Source organism: Ruegeria sp. CDSA077 (genome assembly GCF_059612265.1).
Window position 1 is genome coordinate 286,946 of the sequence record NZ_JBXWQG010000003.1, and the last position, 15,839, is coordinate 302,784.

Below are 15,839 nucleotides of genomic sequence, written 5' to 3' on the forward strand. Positions count from 1 at the left end.
CAAGGGGCCGGAAAGCGCTGGCATGTCGGACGGTGGCTACCTATCTTGAGCGAAACGATAAAAGCGGGGCGACGGCTTGGTCATCTCATCTATGGCAGACAGTCTTGTGCGCGGCATGGAATCCGTGGGCGACAGCGTTTCCGAAGCTCTGTTCGAGCCGGTCATCCGCCTTGGTGTCACCGGGTTAGCGCGTTCGGGCAAAACGGTGTTCATCACCTCGCTTGTTGCAAACCTGCTGGACCGTGGGCGAATGCCGGGCCTTGTTGCGCAGCATGAGGGACGGATCAACGCAGCTTACCTTCAGCCGCAGCCGGATGATACCGTGCCCCGGTTCGACTATGAAAACCACCTTGCTGCGCTGACCGGGCCAAACCCGCATTGGCCCGAAAGCACCCGCGCCGTGTCCGAGTTGCGCCTGTCGTTCAAGGTTCGCCCTGCCGGTCTGCTGTCTGGCCTGAAAGGGCCGCGAACCGTGCATCTGGATATTGTGGATTATCCGGGCGAATGGTTGCTGGACTTGGCCCTGCTGGACAAATCCTATGACGACTGGTCAACCGAAACGCTGAACCGCATCACAGAGCGGGCCGAGGCACAAGATTTTCTGGCGCAGGCCAAAGCGGTCGCGCCAGAGGCAAAACATGATGAGCCGGTGGCGCAATCTTTGGCGCAGGCGTTCTCGGGCTATCTGAACACGGCGCGCGATGCCGGGTTTTACGATTGTACGCCGGGACGGTTCCTGTTGCCGGGTGATCTGGCGGGATCACCGGTTCTGACCTTCGCGCCGCTGCCAGTCGAAGGGGTCGCCACCCGTAACAGCCTGCACCGCGAAATGGCGCGGCGGTATGAGGCCTATAAATTGCGCGTGGTCAAACCGTTCTTTCGCGAACATTTTGCCCGGATCGATCGACAGGTTGTTCTGGTCGACGCGCTGGGTGCGATTCACAAAGGGCCGAAAGCGATTGAGGATATGCGCCGGGCGATGGGAGATATCCTGTCGGCCTTCCGTCCGGGGCGCAACGCGTGGCTCAGCCAGTATCTTCTGGGCAAGCGGGTCGAGCGCATTTTGTTTGCCGCCACCAAGGCCGATCATTTGCACCACCTGCAGCATCCGCGTCTGACCAGCATCATGGAGGCGTTGACACGCGACGCCCGTGACCGCGCCAGTTTTGCCGGGGCCGAGACCTCGGCTGTGTCACTGGCGGCTTTGCGGGCAACAACCGAAGAGATGCGAACCCATGAAGGAGTGCCGCTTGCCTGCGTGCGGGGCACTTTGCTTGACGGCAAGCAGGCGGCCTTCTACCCCGGTGAGTTGCCCGAAGACCCAGCTCATTTGTTGGGGCCAGCCCGCAGCGGAGCAGAAAGCTGGCTGGGCGAAGACTATGGGTTCATGAGTTTTGCGCCTGCGAACCTGACCCTGCGATCGGGTGACGGCCCGCCCCATATCCGGCTTGATCGCGCGGCCCAGTTCCTGATCGGAGACCGGCTATGACCGTAACGCTCCGCCCTGCGCGCAGCACGGATGCTGGCGCGACGGGGGAAATCCTGCATGGTTTTGCTTGTGAAAATGAGTGGATGCCAGAGCTGCATTCCTGTGCCGAAACCATCGCCTTTTGCGGCGTGATGATTGATCGCGACTGGATCACCGTTGCTGAAAACGAGGATGGTGTAGTTGGTTTTCTGGCATTGAATGGTTCAGAGGTCCATTCGCTTTACCTGCGTGCGTCAGCGCGCAATCAGGGGATCGGGCAGCGCCTGTTGAATCAGGCGAAATCTGGCCGACAAAAGCTGTCCCTGTTCGCCTTTCAGGCCAACCAGGGCGCGCGAAGGTTCTACGAGCGCAACGGGTTTGCCGAGGTCGCCCGCGGTGACGGAGCCGATAATGACGAAAACCTGCCGGACATCAAATTTGTCTGGAACAGAGAAAGGGCTGCTGATGGCTAAGGGTCCGGTTCTGATCGATCTTGATCCCGAGGAACCTGTTGCGGATGTCGCTTTGGCACCGCCCGTTCCGGATGCGGGCGAACCACAGGGGAAGGCGATGCAGGCCGCCGCGCGTCTGGCTGCACGGAAACCGTCGGCCCTGTCACGCTGGTTCTGGGGACTGGCGGCGGCGGTCATTGGCGCGGTTGTCTCGGTGGCGGCATGGGATTTTGTGACCGCTTTGCTGTTGCGCGCGCCGGTTTTGGGATGGGTTGTAACTGGTCTGATTGGCGCGTTGCTGCTGGTTGCCCTGATCATCGCTTTGCGGGAACTTGCTGCGATCGGGCGGCTTTCGCGTGTGGATGGCATCCGTCGCGCCGCAGACACCGCGTTGGCGGAGGCGGATCTGACGCAAGCCCGCGCTGTAACCAACCGGTTGTTGGCATTTTACAACGGGCGCGAGGACGTTCGATGGGGCCGCGATAGGCTGGCCGAACGTATCGCCGAGCCTTTCGATGCCTCGGATCTGATGGCTCTGGCCGAGGATGAGCTGCTGGCCCCTCTGGATGCCGCGGCCAGTCGAGAAGTCGAGGCCGCTGCGCGTCAGGTCGCGACGGTGACCGCTCTGGTTCCTTTGGCTCTTGCGGATGTGGCGACGGCTTTGGCCGCTTCGCTGAGGATGATCCGCCGCGTTGCCGAGATCTATGGTGGGCGGGCCGGTTTTCTGGGCAGTTGGCGCCTGACCCGGGCGGTCTTTGTGCATCTGGTTGCAACCGGCGCCGTGGCTATGGGCGACGACTTGCTGGAACCGGTGCTGGGCGGCTCTGTCCTAAGCAAACTGTCGCGGCGGTTTGGCGAAGGCCTGGTTAACGGGGCGCTTAGCGCGCGCGTCGGCGTGGCCGCGATGGAGGTCTGCCGTCCTTTACCGTTCTCGGACCGTCACAAGCCCTCGACCCGGTCGATGATCAAGCGTGCGCTGGCGGGGCTGTTTTCGAAAACTTGACCTGAGACAAAGCGTTCCTGCCAGCCGCGCATCATAACAAAGCAGGAGGCACCCATGACAGACCATGGACACAGCCAGCAAGAAATCGCGGCACGTATCAACGCGCCGCCGGGGCGTGGCGTTTTGCGTGATGTGGTTTACGGCGGGATCGATGGATCAGTTACCACTTTTGCCATCGTTGCGGGCGTTGCCGGGGCGGGGCTGTCACCGTTCATCATCATAGCGCTGGGGCTGGCCAATGTGCTGGCTGACGGGTTTTCGATGGCGGCAGGGAATTACTCGGGCACCAAGGCTGAACTGGATAACATCCGGCGCATTCGCGCGATCGAGGAGCGTCATATACATCTTTACCCCGACGGTGAACGGAACGAGGTGCGCGAGATTTTAGCCCAGAAAGGACTGTCGGGCCGTGTGCTGGACGAAGCCACCGATGCGATCACGGAAAACCATGACAACTGGATCGACCTGATGATCGAGGGAGAATATGGCCTGGGCAGCGTCGATCCGCATCCGCGCAAAGCTGCGGTGGCGACGTTTTTTGCCTTTCTTGTGGCCGGCATGGTTCCGCTTTTGCCGTTTCTGTTTTCGGTGGACCGGGCATTTGCTGCTTCGGCCTGGATGACGATGGGTGTTTTCTTTGCCATTGGTGCCCTCAAAAGCCGCTGGTCGCTGGCTCCGTGGTGGCGGTCAGGGATCGAAACGCTGCTGATTGGTGGAGCCGCTGCCGCAATCGCCTATTTCGTCGGTTCACTGTTTCACCCCTAGCGGTCGGAATTGTCGCAGTTTGCCCGGTGCCGCAGACGGCTGCCGCTCGACCCGCTAGGTTGGGGCGCAACTTCAGCAGGTAAGGTGCCCGATGCAAGGTTCTGGGAAAAATATACTTGTTCTAGGCGCTTATGGGTTTATCGGCGCGGCGATGATGCGGTCTCTTTCGGATCGAGGGGCTAATGTATGCGGCCTTGTGCGCGATACAAACCTGGGTGAGAAAATCCTGCCCGGGATGTCTTTGGCTCAGGGAGATTTGCGCCAGCTCACGCACCCACACGATTGGCGGGAAATTCTGTCAGGTTTTGATTGTATCGTGAACTGCGCCGGGGCGTTGCAGGACGGACCAAAGGACGATCTTGAGGCGGTGCATCACACTGCGATTGCCGCCCTCGGGCAGGCCTGCGCCGCGCGCGAGATTGCTTTGGTTCAGATTTCTGCAACCGGAAGCAGCCCAGAGGCAGACACGGAATTCATGCGCACCAAAGCCTCCGGGGATGCCGCCTTGCAGGCCAGTGGTGTGCCGCTGTGGATTCTAAGGCCGGGCCTTGTGATCGGGCAGACTGACTATGGTGGAACGACCTTGTTGCGCATGCTGGCCGCAATTCCGCTTGTGCAACCGATCGCCTTTCCGCAGACGCTGGTTCAATGTGTTGGACTGGCCGATTTGAGCAGCGCCGTGGCGGCGGCCGTTGATAAGACGTTGCCACAGGGAACCTATGATCTGGTCGAGGATCAGGCTCATTCGCTGTCCGAGGTTCTGGACGAAACCCGCCGTTGGATGGGGTTCTCTAAGGCACGTGTTCGGATAACGGCACCGGCTGTGGTTGCTAAGTTCGCCGCCGGTTGCGCCGATCAACTTGGGCGCTTGGGGTGGCGTTCACCCCTTCGCAGCAACGCAATGACAGTCATGGCTACCGGAGTTCTTGGCGACCCGGCCCCTTTTCGCAGGGTGACAGGCGAATCCATGGGTTCGATGCCCGAGATTTATCGCAGCATGGCCTGTTCCCGCGAACACAGGTTGGCTGCACGGATGTCGTTGCTGATGCCGTTGACGGTTGCGGTGCTCAGCCTTTTCTGGGTTCTTTCAGGTGTCTTCGGATTGCTGAGCCTGCCGCAAGCCACGCAAGTCCTAACCGTCGCGGGCTGGACCAGTGGTGCCGCTGTGGCCAGCGTGCTGTTCTGGTCATGTGTCGATATCGGTCTGGGGCTTGCGATCCTTTGGCGACCATGGGCAGAACGCGCCTGCATCGCTCAGCTTTGTGTGGCGGTATTCTACTTATTGGCGGCCTCATTTATGGTTCCTGCCTTGTGGCTCGACCCGCTTGGACCGATTGTTAAGGTCATGCCCGCGATCATGTTGTCGCTGGTCGCACTGCCAATGGTGAAAAGCCGATGATGGACCCGGATCTGATCTTGCGCTGGTTTCATGTGATCGGGGCCTGCGTCTTGTTGGGAACCGGGGCCGGAATCGCATTCTTCATGCTGATGGCCCATCGGTCACGCGACCCGCGTTTCATCGCCCAGACGGCGGCAATCGTGGTGCTGGCCGATATGCTGTTCACCACAACCGCCGTTGTTTTGCAGCCAATTTCAGGTGGCTTGCTCGCCTTCAGATTGGGCTGGTCACTGGTCGAAGGGTGGGTGCTGCTGTCACTATTGCTGTATGTCTTGACCGGGGTCTTCTGGCTGCCGGTCGTCTGGATGCAGATAAAGATGCGGAACCTCGCGCAAGAGGCGGCAGATCGCGATACTGCTCTACCGCGTTCGTATTTCATATTGTTCCGGCTTTGGTTTGCATGTGGGATCCCCGCATTTCTGGCCGTTTTGGCCATAGTCTGGCTGATGGTTTCCCGCCCTTCGATAGACCTGTTTTGATTTCAGGCCATGTCGTGGTATTCCGGACTGTTTCTACCTGATGCATCAGGTTAGCCTGCAGAGAATTTGATAGGAGAAACAGGTTGGAATCCCTTCTGGTCCTTCTTGCGTTGGTTGCGCTGGCTATTCCTTTGACCATTGTGCTGCTGCTTGTCAGTCAGGTTCGGTTGCGGCGGCGGGTCGTCCGGTTAGAGGCGGACATCCTGTCACTGAAACAAGGCACCAATACTGATCCAGAACCCGCGACAGAGCCCGAGTCCAAGGCGCAGGCTATTCCGACCAAAGCGCCTCCAGTGTGGCCGATAGCCGACCAACCTGAGACCGAACAGCCAATCCCCCCGCAATCTCCTCAAGAAGCACTGGTTTTCAGCTCTGACCGTTTTGCGTTGCTGCAGGAATGGCTGCAGGAAAACTGGTTCTATGTCGTTTCGGCACTGTCGCTGGCACTGGCGGGAATTTTCTTGGTGCAATACGGCGTCGAGAACGGGTTGCTGCCGCCGTCGGCACGTGTCGTTGCCGCATTGCTGTTTGGCGCGGCGCTGATTGTCAGCGGAGAGGTCATTCGCAGGCGCTATGGCGATGGCGTGGACTCCGCGAGCGCCTATTTGCCCTCGGTGTTCTCAGGCGCGGGGCTGGTCACACTGTTTGGCGGCGTTCTGGCGGCGCGGCAACTATATGGCTTGATCGGCCCTGAATTTGCGCTTGTCGCCATGGTTGGCGTTGCATCTGTCGGGCTGGTTTTGGGCTGGTTCCATGGTCCGCTATTGGCAGCTGTCGGGCTGACAGGTGCCTTTGCCTCCCCATTCTTGGTCGGTGGCTCTTCGGATGATCCGACCTGGTTATATGGCTACTTCCTGACCATAACGGTTCTGGGCCTGGGTATAGACACCGTCCGCCGATGGGCGTGGATTTCGGTTCTGACACTGGTCGGAGGTTATTCTTCGTGTCTGCTGCTGGTCCTGTCGGAACCGATGACAGAGCCGGGCTATCTGACCTGCATCACCGCCTTTGCGCTCATCACTATTGCGATTCCGGTCCGGCGAATTTGTCCTGATCACACCGGCCCGATGGTCAGCGAAATGATCCGACGCCAAAGCGGTAAGGCATGGCCCGAGTTTCCGACGCGTCTGGCATTCGGTGCGGTTGCGGTCAGCTCGGCCATCCTGGCGCTGCACTGGCCGGATTCCGCCGGTGAGTTCTGGTTGAGCCTGACGCTTTTGGCTGGTCTGGCCTTTGCGATGATCGTTTGGACAAGCGGGGCGAGGGCACTTCAGGACATCAGTGTTTTCCCGATTGTTGGCCTTGTCTGGCTCGTATTTCTCCAGGGGTGGGATCGGGGCAAGATCGCACAGCGTTTTGCTGAGACCTATGCCGAAACCCCCGAGGCGGATTTTCCCTTTGTCGTGACATTGCTTGTGGCACTGGGTGCAGCCCTGTCGGTTGCGGCGGCGTGGCGATCGATGCAGCAGGGGCGCCATGGCGTGGTCTGGGCGGCTGGGGCGGTAATAACCGCACCGATACTTGCCATCGCTCTTGAGATCGCTTGGCGCCCGGCCGAGGTTTTGGGCGCGTATTTCTGGGGGCTGCACGCAATGGCTCTGGGTGCCTTGATGGTGGTCTTGGCCGAACGCTATGCGCGCGTGGATGGTGAACAACGTATACGTCCTGCGCTGGCCACGTTATCCGCGCTGTCCTGTCTTGCATTTGCCTGTGTCATCGTGCTGAGTTCTGGCGCCCTGACGATTGCGCTGGTTGTGACCGTTGTAGCCGCTGCCGCGCTGGATCGTCGGTTCAACCTGCCTCAGCTCAGTTGGTTTATCTGGGCCGGGGTCTTCACGGTGACTGTGCGGCTAATCCTGAACCCGGGCCTGTACTGGGCCAATACGGTGCCGGTCGGTGAAATGACGTTGGTCTATGGCGCCGCCACCCTTGGATATGTTCTCGCCTGGGGCCTGATCCGGGAATTGAACCGCCCCGTTGCGATCTTGCTGCTGGAAAGCGCAGCCTGGGCAACCGCGGGGATATTGCTGTCATTGCTGCTGCTGCGCTGGCTGGAAGGGTTCGGTCAAGGCGGGATGGAGGATAGCCATTGGGGGTTGGGCCTGATGGCGGTGATCTGGCTGCTGTTGGCGGCGGCACAGATACGGCGGTTCGATTTGGGCGGGCCGTTGAACTATGTCCGCTATGGGCTGGCGACGTTCTTTGCCGCCCATGCCCTGTTCCGACTTGCGCAAGCGCTGACCGAGGCAAATCCCGTTCTTTATGTGCACAGTGATCCCGTGTTGGGGCCTGCGCTGATGAACACGCTTGCCATAGCCTACCTTCTTCCTGCCGGGGTCCTTGCCATGTCAGCCTGGCGCATTGAACAGATGCCGGTTTGGTTGCGGCAGGGCTGTTTCGGTCTTGCGGGTGCGCTTGCAGCATATTGGCTGGGTGCTTCTATTCGTCATTTCTGGCAGGGTCCCGGTGGCATGTATGCCGAGGCTGGGGTCAGCCAACCAGAGCTTTACACCTATACCTTGGCCCTTTTGATTGCAGGCGCGGCGCTGTTTTATCAATCTTTGGCCCGTCGGTCCGACCTGTTGCGCAAGGTGGGGCTGGCTGTGATCGGACTGGCCGTGGCTAAGGTATTTCTGATCGACATCGCCGGGCTGGGCGGCCTGATCCGGGTCTTTTCGCTGCTGGCGCTGGGGCTTGCACTGGCCGGTTTGGCGTGGCTGAATCGCTGGGCAAAGCTGCGCCAATCGCCACAAGGGGCGGAACCTCTGGACCATTAGCTGTGGGCGTCCTATAAGCGCGGCCATGTATGCCCGTCTGGCCATCATTATTCGAATTATTTCCCCGGCGCTCTGACCACTGAGACGCCGGGCAAAGGTGTTTGAGAACTCGCACCGACCGCTTCGATCCCAATACGACCAGATCATCCAAAGGACGCCCCCAATGTGCGCCGACACGACCCAAACACCTGATTACAAAGACACGCTGAACCTGCCGAAAACCGATTTCCCCATGCGCGCAGGCCTGCCCAAGCGCGAACCCGCATGGCTGGAACGCTGGGAAGAGATCGGTGTCTATGACCGCCTGCGTGAAAAACAGGGCCGCACGCCCTTTACCCTGCACGATGGCCCACCCTATGCGAACGGTCACCTTCATATCGGTCACGCGCTGAACAAGACGATCAAAGACATGATCGTGCGCAGCCATCAGATGATGGGCCACGACGCGCGCTATGTGCCAGGATGGGATTGTCACGGTCTGCCGATCGAATGGAAGATCGAGGAACAGTACCGCAAGAAGGGCAAGAATAAGGACGAGGTGAACGTTGTCGACTTCCGTCAGGAATGCCGCAAGTTCGCCGAGGGCTGGATCGACATCCAGCGCGAAGAGTTCAAGCGTCTGGGCATCACCGGCAACTGGGTCGATCCCTACATCACCATGGACTATCACGCCGAGGCGGTGATCGCGGATGAATTCATGAAGTTCCTGATGAACGGCACGCTGTATCAGGGGTCCAAGCCTGTGATGTGGTCGCCGGTTGAAAAGACCGCCCTGGCCGAGGCCGAGGTCGAGTATCACGACAAGGAAAGCTTCACCATCTGGGTGAAGTTCAAGGTTGTGAATGCGGGCGATCTGGATGACGCGTTTGTTGTGATCTGGACGACAACCCCGTGGACCATGCCGTCGAACAAGGCTGTGGTCTATGGCAAGGACATCTCCTACGGGCTGTACGAAGTCACTGATGCGCCAGAGGAATGTTGGGCTGCTGTTGGCGACAAGTTCCTGCTGGCGGACAATCTGGCCGCTGACGTGCTGGGCCGCGCCCGCTTGAACGACGACCAGTGGACCCGCGTCCGTGATGTCACAGCAGATGAGCTGTCATCTGTCCAACTGGCCCACCCGCTGGCCGGGGCCAAGGGCGGCAATGGCGAATGGGACGACATCCGTGACTTCCGCGCGGCTGAGTTCGTGACCGACACCGAAGGAACGGGGTTTGTTCACTGCGCGCCATCGCACGGGATGGAGGAATTTGAGCTCTACCGTGATCTTGGCATGCTGGAGCAGGTCATCACCTATAACGTGATGGACGATGGTTCGTTCCGCGCTGATCTGCCGTTCTTTGGCGGCAAATACATCCTGTCCCGCAAGGGCGGTGAGGGTGATGCCAACAAGTCCGTGATCGATAAGCTGGTTGAGGTTGGCGGGTTGCTGGCGCGCGGAAAGATCAAGCACAGCTATCCGCATTCCTGGCGCTCGAAGGCTCCGATCATCTATCGCAACACGCCGCAATGGTTTGCCTCGGTCGACCGCAAACTGGACGACGGCATGGGCGAAATGGGCGATAGCATCCGCGAACGCGCCCTGCGTTCGATCGACGAGTTGGTGAAATGGACCCCGCAGACCGGCCGCAACCGCCTGTATTCCATGATCGAGGCCCGGCCAGACTGGGTTCTGTCGCGCCAGCGCGCCTGGGGCGTACCGTTGACCTGCTTTACCAAGAAGGGCGCTTTGCCGACCGATCCCGATTTTCTGCTGCGCGACCCTGGCGTGAATGCGCGCGTCAAAGAAGCGTTTGAACAGGACGGGGCCGATTGCTGGTATCTTGACGGCGCGAAAGAGCGCTTCCTGGGCAATGACTATAACCCGGATGACTGGGATCAGGTGTTCGACGTTCTGGATGTTTGGTTCGATTCGGGCTCGACCCATGCCTTTGTGCTGCGCGACCGTGAGGACGGCACCGAGGACGGCATCGCCGATGTATATATGGAAGGCACCGACCAGCATCGTGGGTGGTTCCATTCGTCCATGCTGCAGGCCTGCGGCACCAAGGGCCGCGCGCCCTATCGCAACGTGGTGACCCATGGCTTTACGCTCGATGCCAAGGGCAACAAGATGTCCAAATCGCTGGGCAACACCATCGTGCCCGAAGAGGTCATCAAGCAATATGGTGCCGATATTCTGCGTCTATGGGTGGCACAGACCGATTACACCGCTGACCAGCGGATCGGACCGGAAATCCTGAAAGGCACTGCTGACAGCTATCGCCGGCTGCGCAACACCATGCGGTTCATGCTGGGTTCGCTGGCTGATTTTTCTGTGGCCGACCGGGTGGACCCTGCGGATATGCCGCGCCTGGAACGCTGGGTGCTCAGCCGTCTGGCCGATTTGGATGAACAGGTGCGAAAAGGATATGCGTCTTTCGACTTCCAGGGCGTGTTCAGTGCGGTGTTCACCTTTGCAACCGTTGATCTGTCGTCCTTCTATTTCGACGTCCGCAAGGATGCGCTGTATTGCGACGGCGACAATCTGCGCCGTCGTGCCGCGCGCACCGTGCTGGATATACTGTTCCACCGTCTGACCACATGGCTGGCCCCAGTTCTGGTCTTCACTATGGAAGAGGTCTGGCTGGAGCGTTTCCCGGGTGACGACAGCTCGGTCCATCTGGTGGACTTCCCGGATACGCCTGCCGACTGGCGCAATACCGAGCTTGAGGCTGGCATGGCCAAGATCCGCCGGGTCCGCCGCGCTGTGACTGCCGCGCTCGAAGTTCAGAGACAGGATAAGGTCATCGGTTCCAGCCTTGAGGCCGCACCGATCGTGCATGTCGAAGATGGTGAAACCCGCAATCTTCTGGCAACGTTTGACGTCGATGACATGTGCATCACGTCCGGTTTGACCGTCACCGGAGATCCGGCCCCGGCCGAGGCGTTCCGCCTGCCGGAAATCGAGGGCGTGGCCGTGGTGTTCGAAAAGGCTGAGGGCGAGAAATGTCAGCGCTGCTGGAAAATCCTGCCTGATGTTGGGCGCCATGCGCATGACGGCGTGTGCGGGCGTTGTAACGACGCGCTGAGCTAATCAGTGTTCTGCGGCTGAGGCGGAGTCTTTTGCGAGGCTCTGCCTCGCGCTCCGAGGTATTTTTGGCCAGATGAAGATCCGGATCCGCAGAATTCGGGTTGTGATGCGCGCGGTTTCTGTCAGCCTGTTCGCATGGGAATGATTGCGGTTGAGACCCGTTTCGGGACTTTGGGTGTTGAAGGAACAGATGGCGCGGTGACGCGTCTGATCTGGAATGGCGGCAATCAGGGCGAAGTCACGCCCCTGTTGCAGGAGGCCGCCGCGCAGCTGCGCGCCTATGATCAGGGGCAGTTGGACAGGTTCGATCTGCCTTACCGTATCGAGGGGTCGGAATTCCTGCGTCAGGTTTGCGACCTGATGTTTGCCATTCCGCTGGGCGAAACCAGAACTTATGGTGATCTCGCGAAGGAACTCGGTCAGCCCCCGCAACCTGTGGGGCAGGCCTGTGGCGCCAATCCCATTCCGGTGATTATCCCCTGCCACCGGGTGCTGGCCGCAAACGGGCTGGGCGGGTTTTCAGGTGATGGCGGGATTGAAACCAAAGTCGCGCTGTTGCGCCATGAACGCGCCGCCGGTCTGCTGATCTAGAAAGCGGAATTCTGTTGCAATCCCGCTGGTTGATGCCCAATTTGTTTCAAATAGAGATTTCAAAGGATCGCATGGTATGACCGATCAACCAGACCTGGCAGCTCGTAAAAAGGCCATCATCGACCGCCTTATGTCACTTGAAGAGCAAGAGCTTGCGACCGCGCAGGCGCATTACGACGCTTTCCTGAAAGATTCGCAGCTTGATGACCGGGAAGGGCATGACAAGGATGACATCGCGGCCTCGCGTGAGAATGCCGATCTGGCAGCAGCCTTCGATGCGCCGGTTCATGCTCATCATGCCAAGATCGATGTGATCGAGAATACGGATTTTGATCTGACCGACAGGGTGCAACCGGGTGCGGTGGTCAAGTTCAACAACCGGCGCTTTGTGGTCTGCGTCTCGACCACGCGGTTCGAAGTGGACGGCAAAACCTATATGGGCATCTCAACCCAAAGCCCGATTTACCTGGCGATGGCAGGCCTGCAACAGGGTGATGTGTTCGCCCATAACGGAACCGAGTTCGAGGTGCAGGAGGTCCTGTGACCTTAAGCTCTGCGCGGCGGGATCACCTGCTGGGCAATTCCTGCGAACACCAGATACAAGCTGGTGATCACCAGACCCCAATGGGCCCAGCTTTCGGGGTGGAAATCGACCCAGGCAGCCCATCCGGCGAAGAAGGTCCAGGCAAATGCCATCGGCAATGACACATTGCGCCAGCGTTCTGTGCGCACTGGGTGGATGAACTTCAATGGCAGGAACATCGCCAGCGAAAGCAGCGTCACCAGCAGCAGGATAACCCAGAAATTGGGCTCGAGCGCGAAGATCACAATGACGAACATGTTCCAGCAGCCCGGAAAGCCGGAAAAGGAATTGTCCTTCGTCTTCATCCTAGTGTCGGCAAAATACATAGCGCTGGCAAAGGTGATGACAATGATGGCGAACCAGCCGGTCCAGCCGTCCATCAAGCCCGATTTGAACAGGGCAAAGGCCGGGATGAACACATAGGTCAGGTAATCAATGATCAGATCCAGAAGCACGCCGTCAAATTCCGGGGCGTTCTTTTTGACGTGATAGTGCCGCGCCAAGGGGCCGTCGATACCGTCCACAATGAACGAGACGACCAGCCACAGATACATCAGGCTCCATTTCTCTTCGACGGCGGCCAGCATGGCGAGCATTGCAAATACGGCGCCAGTCGCGGTGAATAGATGTACGGAAAGAGCTTTGAATCTGTGTGTCATGGTGTCTCTTGAATGATGCGCGGGCCAGATGCAAACCAAAAGCCCGGTCAATGTGGATAGCGTTTGCTTAGGCTTTTGGGTGGGTGCGGTTGTAAACTTCCATCAGGCGCGCCGTGTCGACCGCAGTATATGCTTGGGTGGTGGACAGCGATGCGTGGCCCAGCAATTCCTGAATGGTGCGTAGATCACCGCCCGCAGACAGCAGGTGGGTCGCGAAACTGTGGCGCATGGCATGGGGTGTTACAGTGGAGGGCAGCCCAAGCTGCTGGCGCGCTTTGGCCATCACACCCTGGATGGCTCGGGGGTTCAGGGGGCCTCCGCGAACCCCGCGAAACAGTGCCTTCTCCCTGGATTGGGCGTGGGGGCACAGCTTTACATATTGATCTACAGCTGTTTGCGCGACCGGCAGGACCGGAACGATTCTTTCTTTGTTGCCCTTGCCGGTGATCCGCAGCGAGTTGGGCAAAGGGGTATCCGCTCCGGTCAGTGAGAGAGCCTCGGAAATACGCAAACCGCAGCCATATAAAAGAGTAACGACCGCAACGTCGCGGGCAGAAACCCAGTCGCTGGCTGATTGCATCTCGACCGTTTCAATCATCGCACGTGCGGCATCCTCGGCCATGGGTCGAGGGAGTTTTTGGGTAAATTTGGGGGCGCGCGTCGACAGAACTGCGGTCGGCTCAAACCCTTCACGCTCGGAAAGCCAACGGTAGAAGGTTTTCACAGCGGAAAGTTTGCGCGCAAGCGAGCGCGAGCCAACGCCGGATGCGCGCTGATCGGCCATCCATGCCCGCATGTCCGAGATTGTAATCCGTGCAATCGCCGCCATCCCCTGACTTTCGCTATGGTGCAGTGTCATGAAGGACAGAAATTCGGACACATCCCCCCGATAGGCGGTAAGCGTGTTTTCGGACCGGCCTGACAAGGCCCCCAGGCCATCAAGCCAGTTTTGCAGTGCGTCACGACAAGCCGGAGAAATAAGGCTCACGACAGCCAATGGCGCATCGACCGTTCGAAGACACCAGCAAAGAAAGTCAGAAGATCCGTGCCCAGCTTTGGCGTAAAGTGCCTGGGGTCTTTTGCGCTCATGATGATCATGCCAGGCAGGCGGCCTTCGCCCAAATCCAGCCTCAGACAAGCTTCGGAGCGCAGGTGATCCGCATCACTGCCGAATATCCTGTGTGCGGGGTGGATGATTTCACGCAAGACGACCTCGCGTGCTGGGCCGCTGTGGTCAAAGGTCAGATAGTTGTCGACGAAACCGGGTTCGACGATGGCCAGCACGCCTGCAAGTCTTGAGATTGCCGGGTCTTTCTGGACTGCCGTCGTTTCAAGAACCAGCGTAATGCGGTCGACACGCAGTATGTCAGCCACATCTGCACCAAGTATGTGCAGGAATTCCTCAAATCCGACCGGTTCAAGTAGCCGAAGAATGGCCCGGTGAACCTGATTTGTGCCGGCCAGATTTTCATAGGCTGCCGCAATGACCGAGCGGTGCGTATCCTCCAGCCGGTCCAGCCGGGCTTCGAGCCGTTGCATGGCTATGCCGCGCAGGTCGATGACGTTATTCCCGCGCGCCTGCTCATTTGCGGTGACGAGGGCCTGCATCAGGTCCTTGTCATCCAGAATGGCATCTGGTTCGGCCAGAATCGCCTCGCGCAAGGTGTCCTTGAGTATGGTGTTGCTGCTCATGTCCTGTCCGGTCTTTTTTATTTTTCGGCCTTATAGCACGGCTTGCCGGATCTGCCTCGGGAAAAATGAGCGTCAATTTGAATTTCGCGGGGAATGTGGTCGGGAAAACTCCGGTCTGCAGAGATCTGATCCGAGATCAGATTCAAAGCAGCTGGGCCGAGCGCGGCGCCAGGGGCGCCGCGCGGGTTCGCGCAGAATCAGAGGATTTTCTGACCCGTTTTGGCCCAATCGGACAGGAAGGTTTCAAGGCCTTTATCGGTCAACGGATGATCGGCTAGCTTTTTGATCACAGCGGGTGGTGCGGTGATGACATCAGCGCCGATACGGGCGCTGTCGGTCACGTGGTTCACGGTGCGGATCGATGCGGCGAGGATTTCGGTCTCATATCCGTAATTGTCATAGACCTGACGGATATCAGCGATCAGGTCCATGCCATCTAGGTTGATGTCATCCAGACGTCCGATGAAGGGCGAGATGAAAGTTGCGCCGGCTTTGGCGGCCAGAATCGCCTGATTGGTCGAAAAGCAGAGGGTCACATTGACCATCTGGCCTTCGTCACTAAGCGTTTTGCAGGTTTTCAGGCCCGCCCATGTCAGCGGCACTTTGACAGCGATATTCGGGGCGATCTTGGCCAGCTTGCGACCTTCGGCGATCATGTCGTCGGCTTCGGTTGCCACGACTTCGGCCGAGACCGGTCCGTCGACCAGATCGCAGATTTCCTTGGTCACTTCCAGAATATCGCGGCCTGACTTCAGGATCAGCGAAGGGTTGGTGGTGACACCGTCCACCATGCCTAGATCGTTCAGTTCGGCGATTGCGTCGATCTCGGCTGTGTCTATGAAGAATTTCATGCGGGCAGTCCTTTGATGGGTTGGCCTTGGTCGCGGATGGCTTTACC

Annotated in this window: 14 protein-coding genes; 10 read left to right on the forward strand and 4 right to left on the reverse strand. The window is 59.1% G+C overall.

Annotated features, from left to right (window positions below; all coding sequences use genetic code 11):
* Positions 1 to 76: 76 nt before the first annotated feature.
* The 10 genes from AC2FLE_RS10615 to AC2FLE_RS10660 all read left to right on the forward strand — a co-directional run bounded on the left by AC2FLE_RS10615 (position 77) and on the right by AC2FLE_RS10660 (position 12,551).
* Positions 77 to 1,489, forward strand: coding sequence for a YcjX family GTP-binding protein (locus AC2FLE_RS10615; RefSeq protein ID WP_496696908.1), 1,413 nt, complete (start codon positions 77 to 79; stop codon positions 1,487 to 1,489).
* Complete coding sequence (locus tag AC2FLE_RS10620) at positions 1,486 to 1,941, forward strand: GNAT family N-acetyltransferase (protein WP_496696910.1); 456 nt, start codon at positions 1,486 to 1,488, stop codon at positions 1,939 to 1,941. Before AC2FLE_RS10615 ends, AC2FLE_RS10620 begins: the two co-directional genes overlap by 4 nt.
* Positions 1,934 to 2,923 (forward strand): YcjF family protein, encoded by a 990-nt coding sequence (locus AC2FLE_RS10625; protein WP_496696951.1) that lies wholly within the window; start codon positions 1,934 to 1,936, stop codon positions 2,921 to 2,923. Before AC2FLE_RS10620 ends, AC2FLE_RS10625 begins: the two co-directional genes overlap by 8 nt.
* A gap of 54 nt (positions 2,924 to 2,977) precedes the next feature.
* Entirely contained in the window at positions 2,978 to 3,688 is a 711-nt protein-coding gene (locus tag AC2FLE_RS10630; protein WP_281973820.1) for a VIT1/CCC1 transporter family protein, read from the forward strand.
* A gap of 91 nt (positions 3,689 to 3,779) precedes the next feature.
* Positions 3,780 to 5,087, forward strand: coding sequence for an SDR family oxidoreductase (locus tag AC2FLE_RS10635; RefSeq protein ID WP_496696912.1), 1,308 nt, complete (start codon positions 3,780 to 3,782; stop codon positions 5,085 to 5,087).
* On the forward strand, positions 5,087 to 5,566 hold the full coding sequence (locus tag AC2FLE_RS10640; protein ID WP_496696953.1) for a DUF2269 family protein: 480 nt from the start codon (positions 5,087 to 5,089) through the stop codon (positions 5,564 to 5,566). The genes AC2FLE_RS10635 and AC2FLE_RS10640 overlap by 1 nt, the downstream gene beginning before the upstream one ends.
* 83 nt (positions 5,567 to 5,649) lie before the next feature.
* A complete protein-coding gene (locus AC2FLE_RS10645; RefSeq protein WP_496696914.1) occupies positions 5,650 to 8,343 on the forward strand; it encodes a DUF2339 domain-containing protein in 2,694 nt (897 codons plus the stop codon).
* A gap of 163 nt (positions 8,344 to 8,506) precedes the next feature.
* On the forward strand, positions 8,507 to 11,419 hold the full coding sequence (ileS, locus tag AC2FLE_RS10650) for an isoleucine--tRNA ligase (RefSeq protein ID WP_496696916.1): 2,913 nt from the start codon (positions 8,507 to 8,509) through the stop codon (positions 11,417 to 11,419).
* A 132-nt stretch (positions 11,420 to 11,551) separates the two neighbouring features.
* On the forward strand, positions 11,552 to 12,007 hold the full coding sequence (locus AC2FLE_RS10655) for a methylated-DNA--[protein]-cysteine S-methyltransferase (protein ID WP_496696918.1): 456 nt from the start codon (positions 11,552 to 11,554) through the stop codon (positions 12,005 to 12,007).
* A gap of 76 nt (positions 12,008 to 12,083) precedes the next feature.
* Positions 12,084 to 12,551, forward strand: coding sequence for a GreA/GreB family elongation factor (locus AC2FLE_RS10660; protein ID WP_142640155.1), 468 nt, complete (start codon positions 12,084 to 12,086; stop codon positions 12,549 to 12,551).
* Between the two features lie 2 nt (positions 12,552 to 12,553).
* Here the strand turns inward: AC2FLE_RS10660 and AC2FLE_RS10665 are convergent, their stop codons facing one another.
* The 4 genes from AC2FLE_RS10665 to fsa all read right to left on the reverse strand — a co-directional run bounded on the left by AC2FLE_RS10665 (position 12,554) and on the right by fsa (position 15,792).
* Positions 12,554 to 13,249 (reverse strand): CDP-alcohol phosphatidyltransferase family protein, encoded by a 696-nt coding sequence (locus AC2FLE_RS10665; protein WP_496696920.1) that lies wholly within the window; start codon positions 13,247 to 13,249, stop codon positions 12,554 to 12,556.
* A gap of 67 nt (positions 13,250 to 13,316) precedes the next feature.
* Positions 13,317 to 14,237: a tyrosine recombinase XerC gene (locus AC2FLE_RS10670; RefSeq protein ID WP_496696922.1), complete on the reverse strand. Its 921-nt coding sequence runs from the start codon at positions 14,235 to 14,237 to the stop codon at positions 13,317 to 13,319.
* Entirely contained in the window at positions 14,234 to 14,941 is a 708-nt protein-coding gene (locus AC2FLE_RS10675; protein WP_496692329.1) for a DUF484 family protein, read from the reverse strand. Before AC2FLE_RS10675 ends, AC2FLE_RS10670 begins: the two co-directional genes overlap by 4 nt.
* 197 nt (positions 14,942 to 15,138) lie before the next feature.
* Positions 15,139 to 15,792 (reverse strand): fructose-6-phosphate aldolase, encoded by a 654-nt coding sequence (fsa, locus tag AC2FLE_RS10680; RefSeq protein WP_496696924.1) that lies wholly within the window; start codon positions 15,790 to 15,792, stop codon positions 15,139 to 15,141.
* Positions 15,793 to 15,839: the final 47 nt, after the last annotated feature.

Coding starts and splice junctions, on each gene's coding strand:
- AC2FLE_RS10625 (WP_496696951.1), top strand. CDS start 1,934: ATGGCTAAGGGTCCGGTTCTGATCGATCTTGATCCCGAGGAACCTGTT.
- AC2FLE_RS10660 (WP_142640155.1), top strand. CDS start 12,084: ATGACCGATCAACCAGACCTGGCAGCTCGTAAAAAGGCCATCATCGAC.
- fsa (WP_496696924.1), bottom strand. CDS start 15,792: ATGAAATTCTTCATAGACACAGCCGAGATCGACGCAATCGCCGAACTG.
- AC2FLE_RS10675 (WP_496692329.1), bottom strand. CDS start 14,941: ATGAGCAGCAACACCATACTCAAGGACACCTTGCGCGAGGCGATTCTG.
- AC2FLE_RS10630 (WP_281973820.1), top strand. CDS start 2,978: ATGACAGACCATGGACACAGCCAGCAAGAAATCGCGGCACGTATCAAC.
- AC2FLE_RS10655 (WP_496696918.1), top strand. CDS start 11,552: ATGGGAATGATTGCGGTTGAGACCCGTTTCGGGACTTTGGGTGTTGAA.
- ileS (WP_496696916.1), top strand. CDS start 8,507: ATGTGCGCCGACACGACCCAAACACCTGATTACAAAGACACGCTGAAC.
- AC2FLE_RS10640 (WP_496696953.1), top strand. CDS start 5,087: ATGGACCCGGATCTGATCTTGCGCTGGTTTCATGTGATCGGGGCCTGC.
- AC2FLE_RS10620 (WP_496696910.1), top strand. CDS start 1,486: ATGACCGTAACGCTCCGCCCTGCGCGCAGCACGGATGCTGGCGCGACG.
- AC2FLE_RS10665 (WP_496696920.1), bottom strand. CDS start 13,249: ATGACACACAGATTCAAAGCTCTTTCCGTACATCTATTCACCGCGACT.
- AC2FLE_RS10635 (WP_496696912.1), top strand. CDS start 3,780: ATGCAAGGTTCTGGGAAAAATATACTTGTTCTAGGCGCTTATGGGTTT.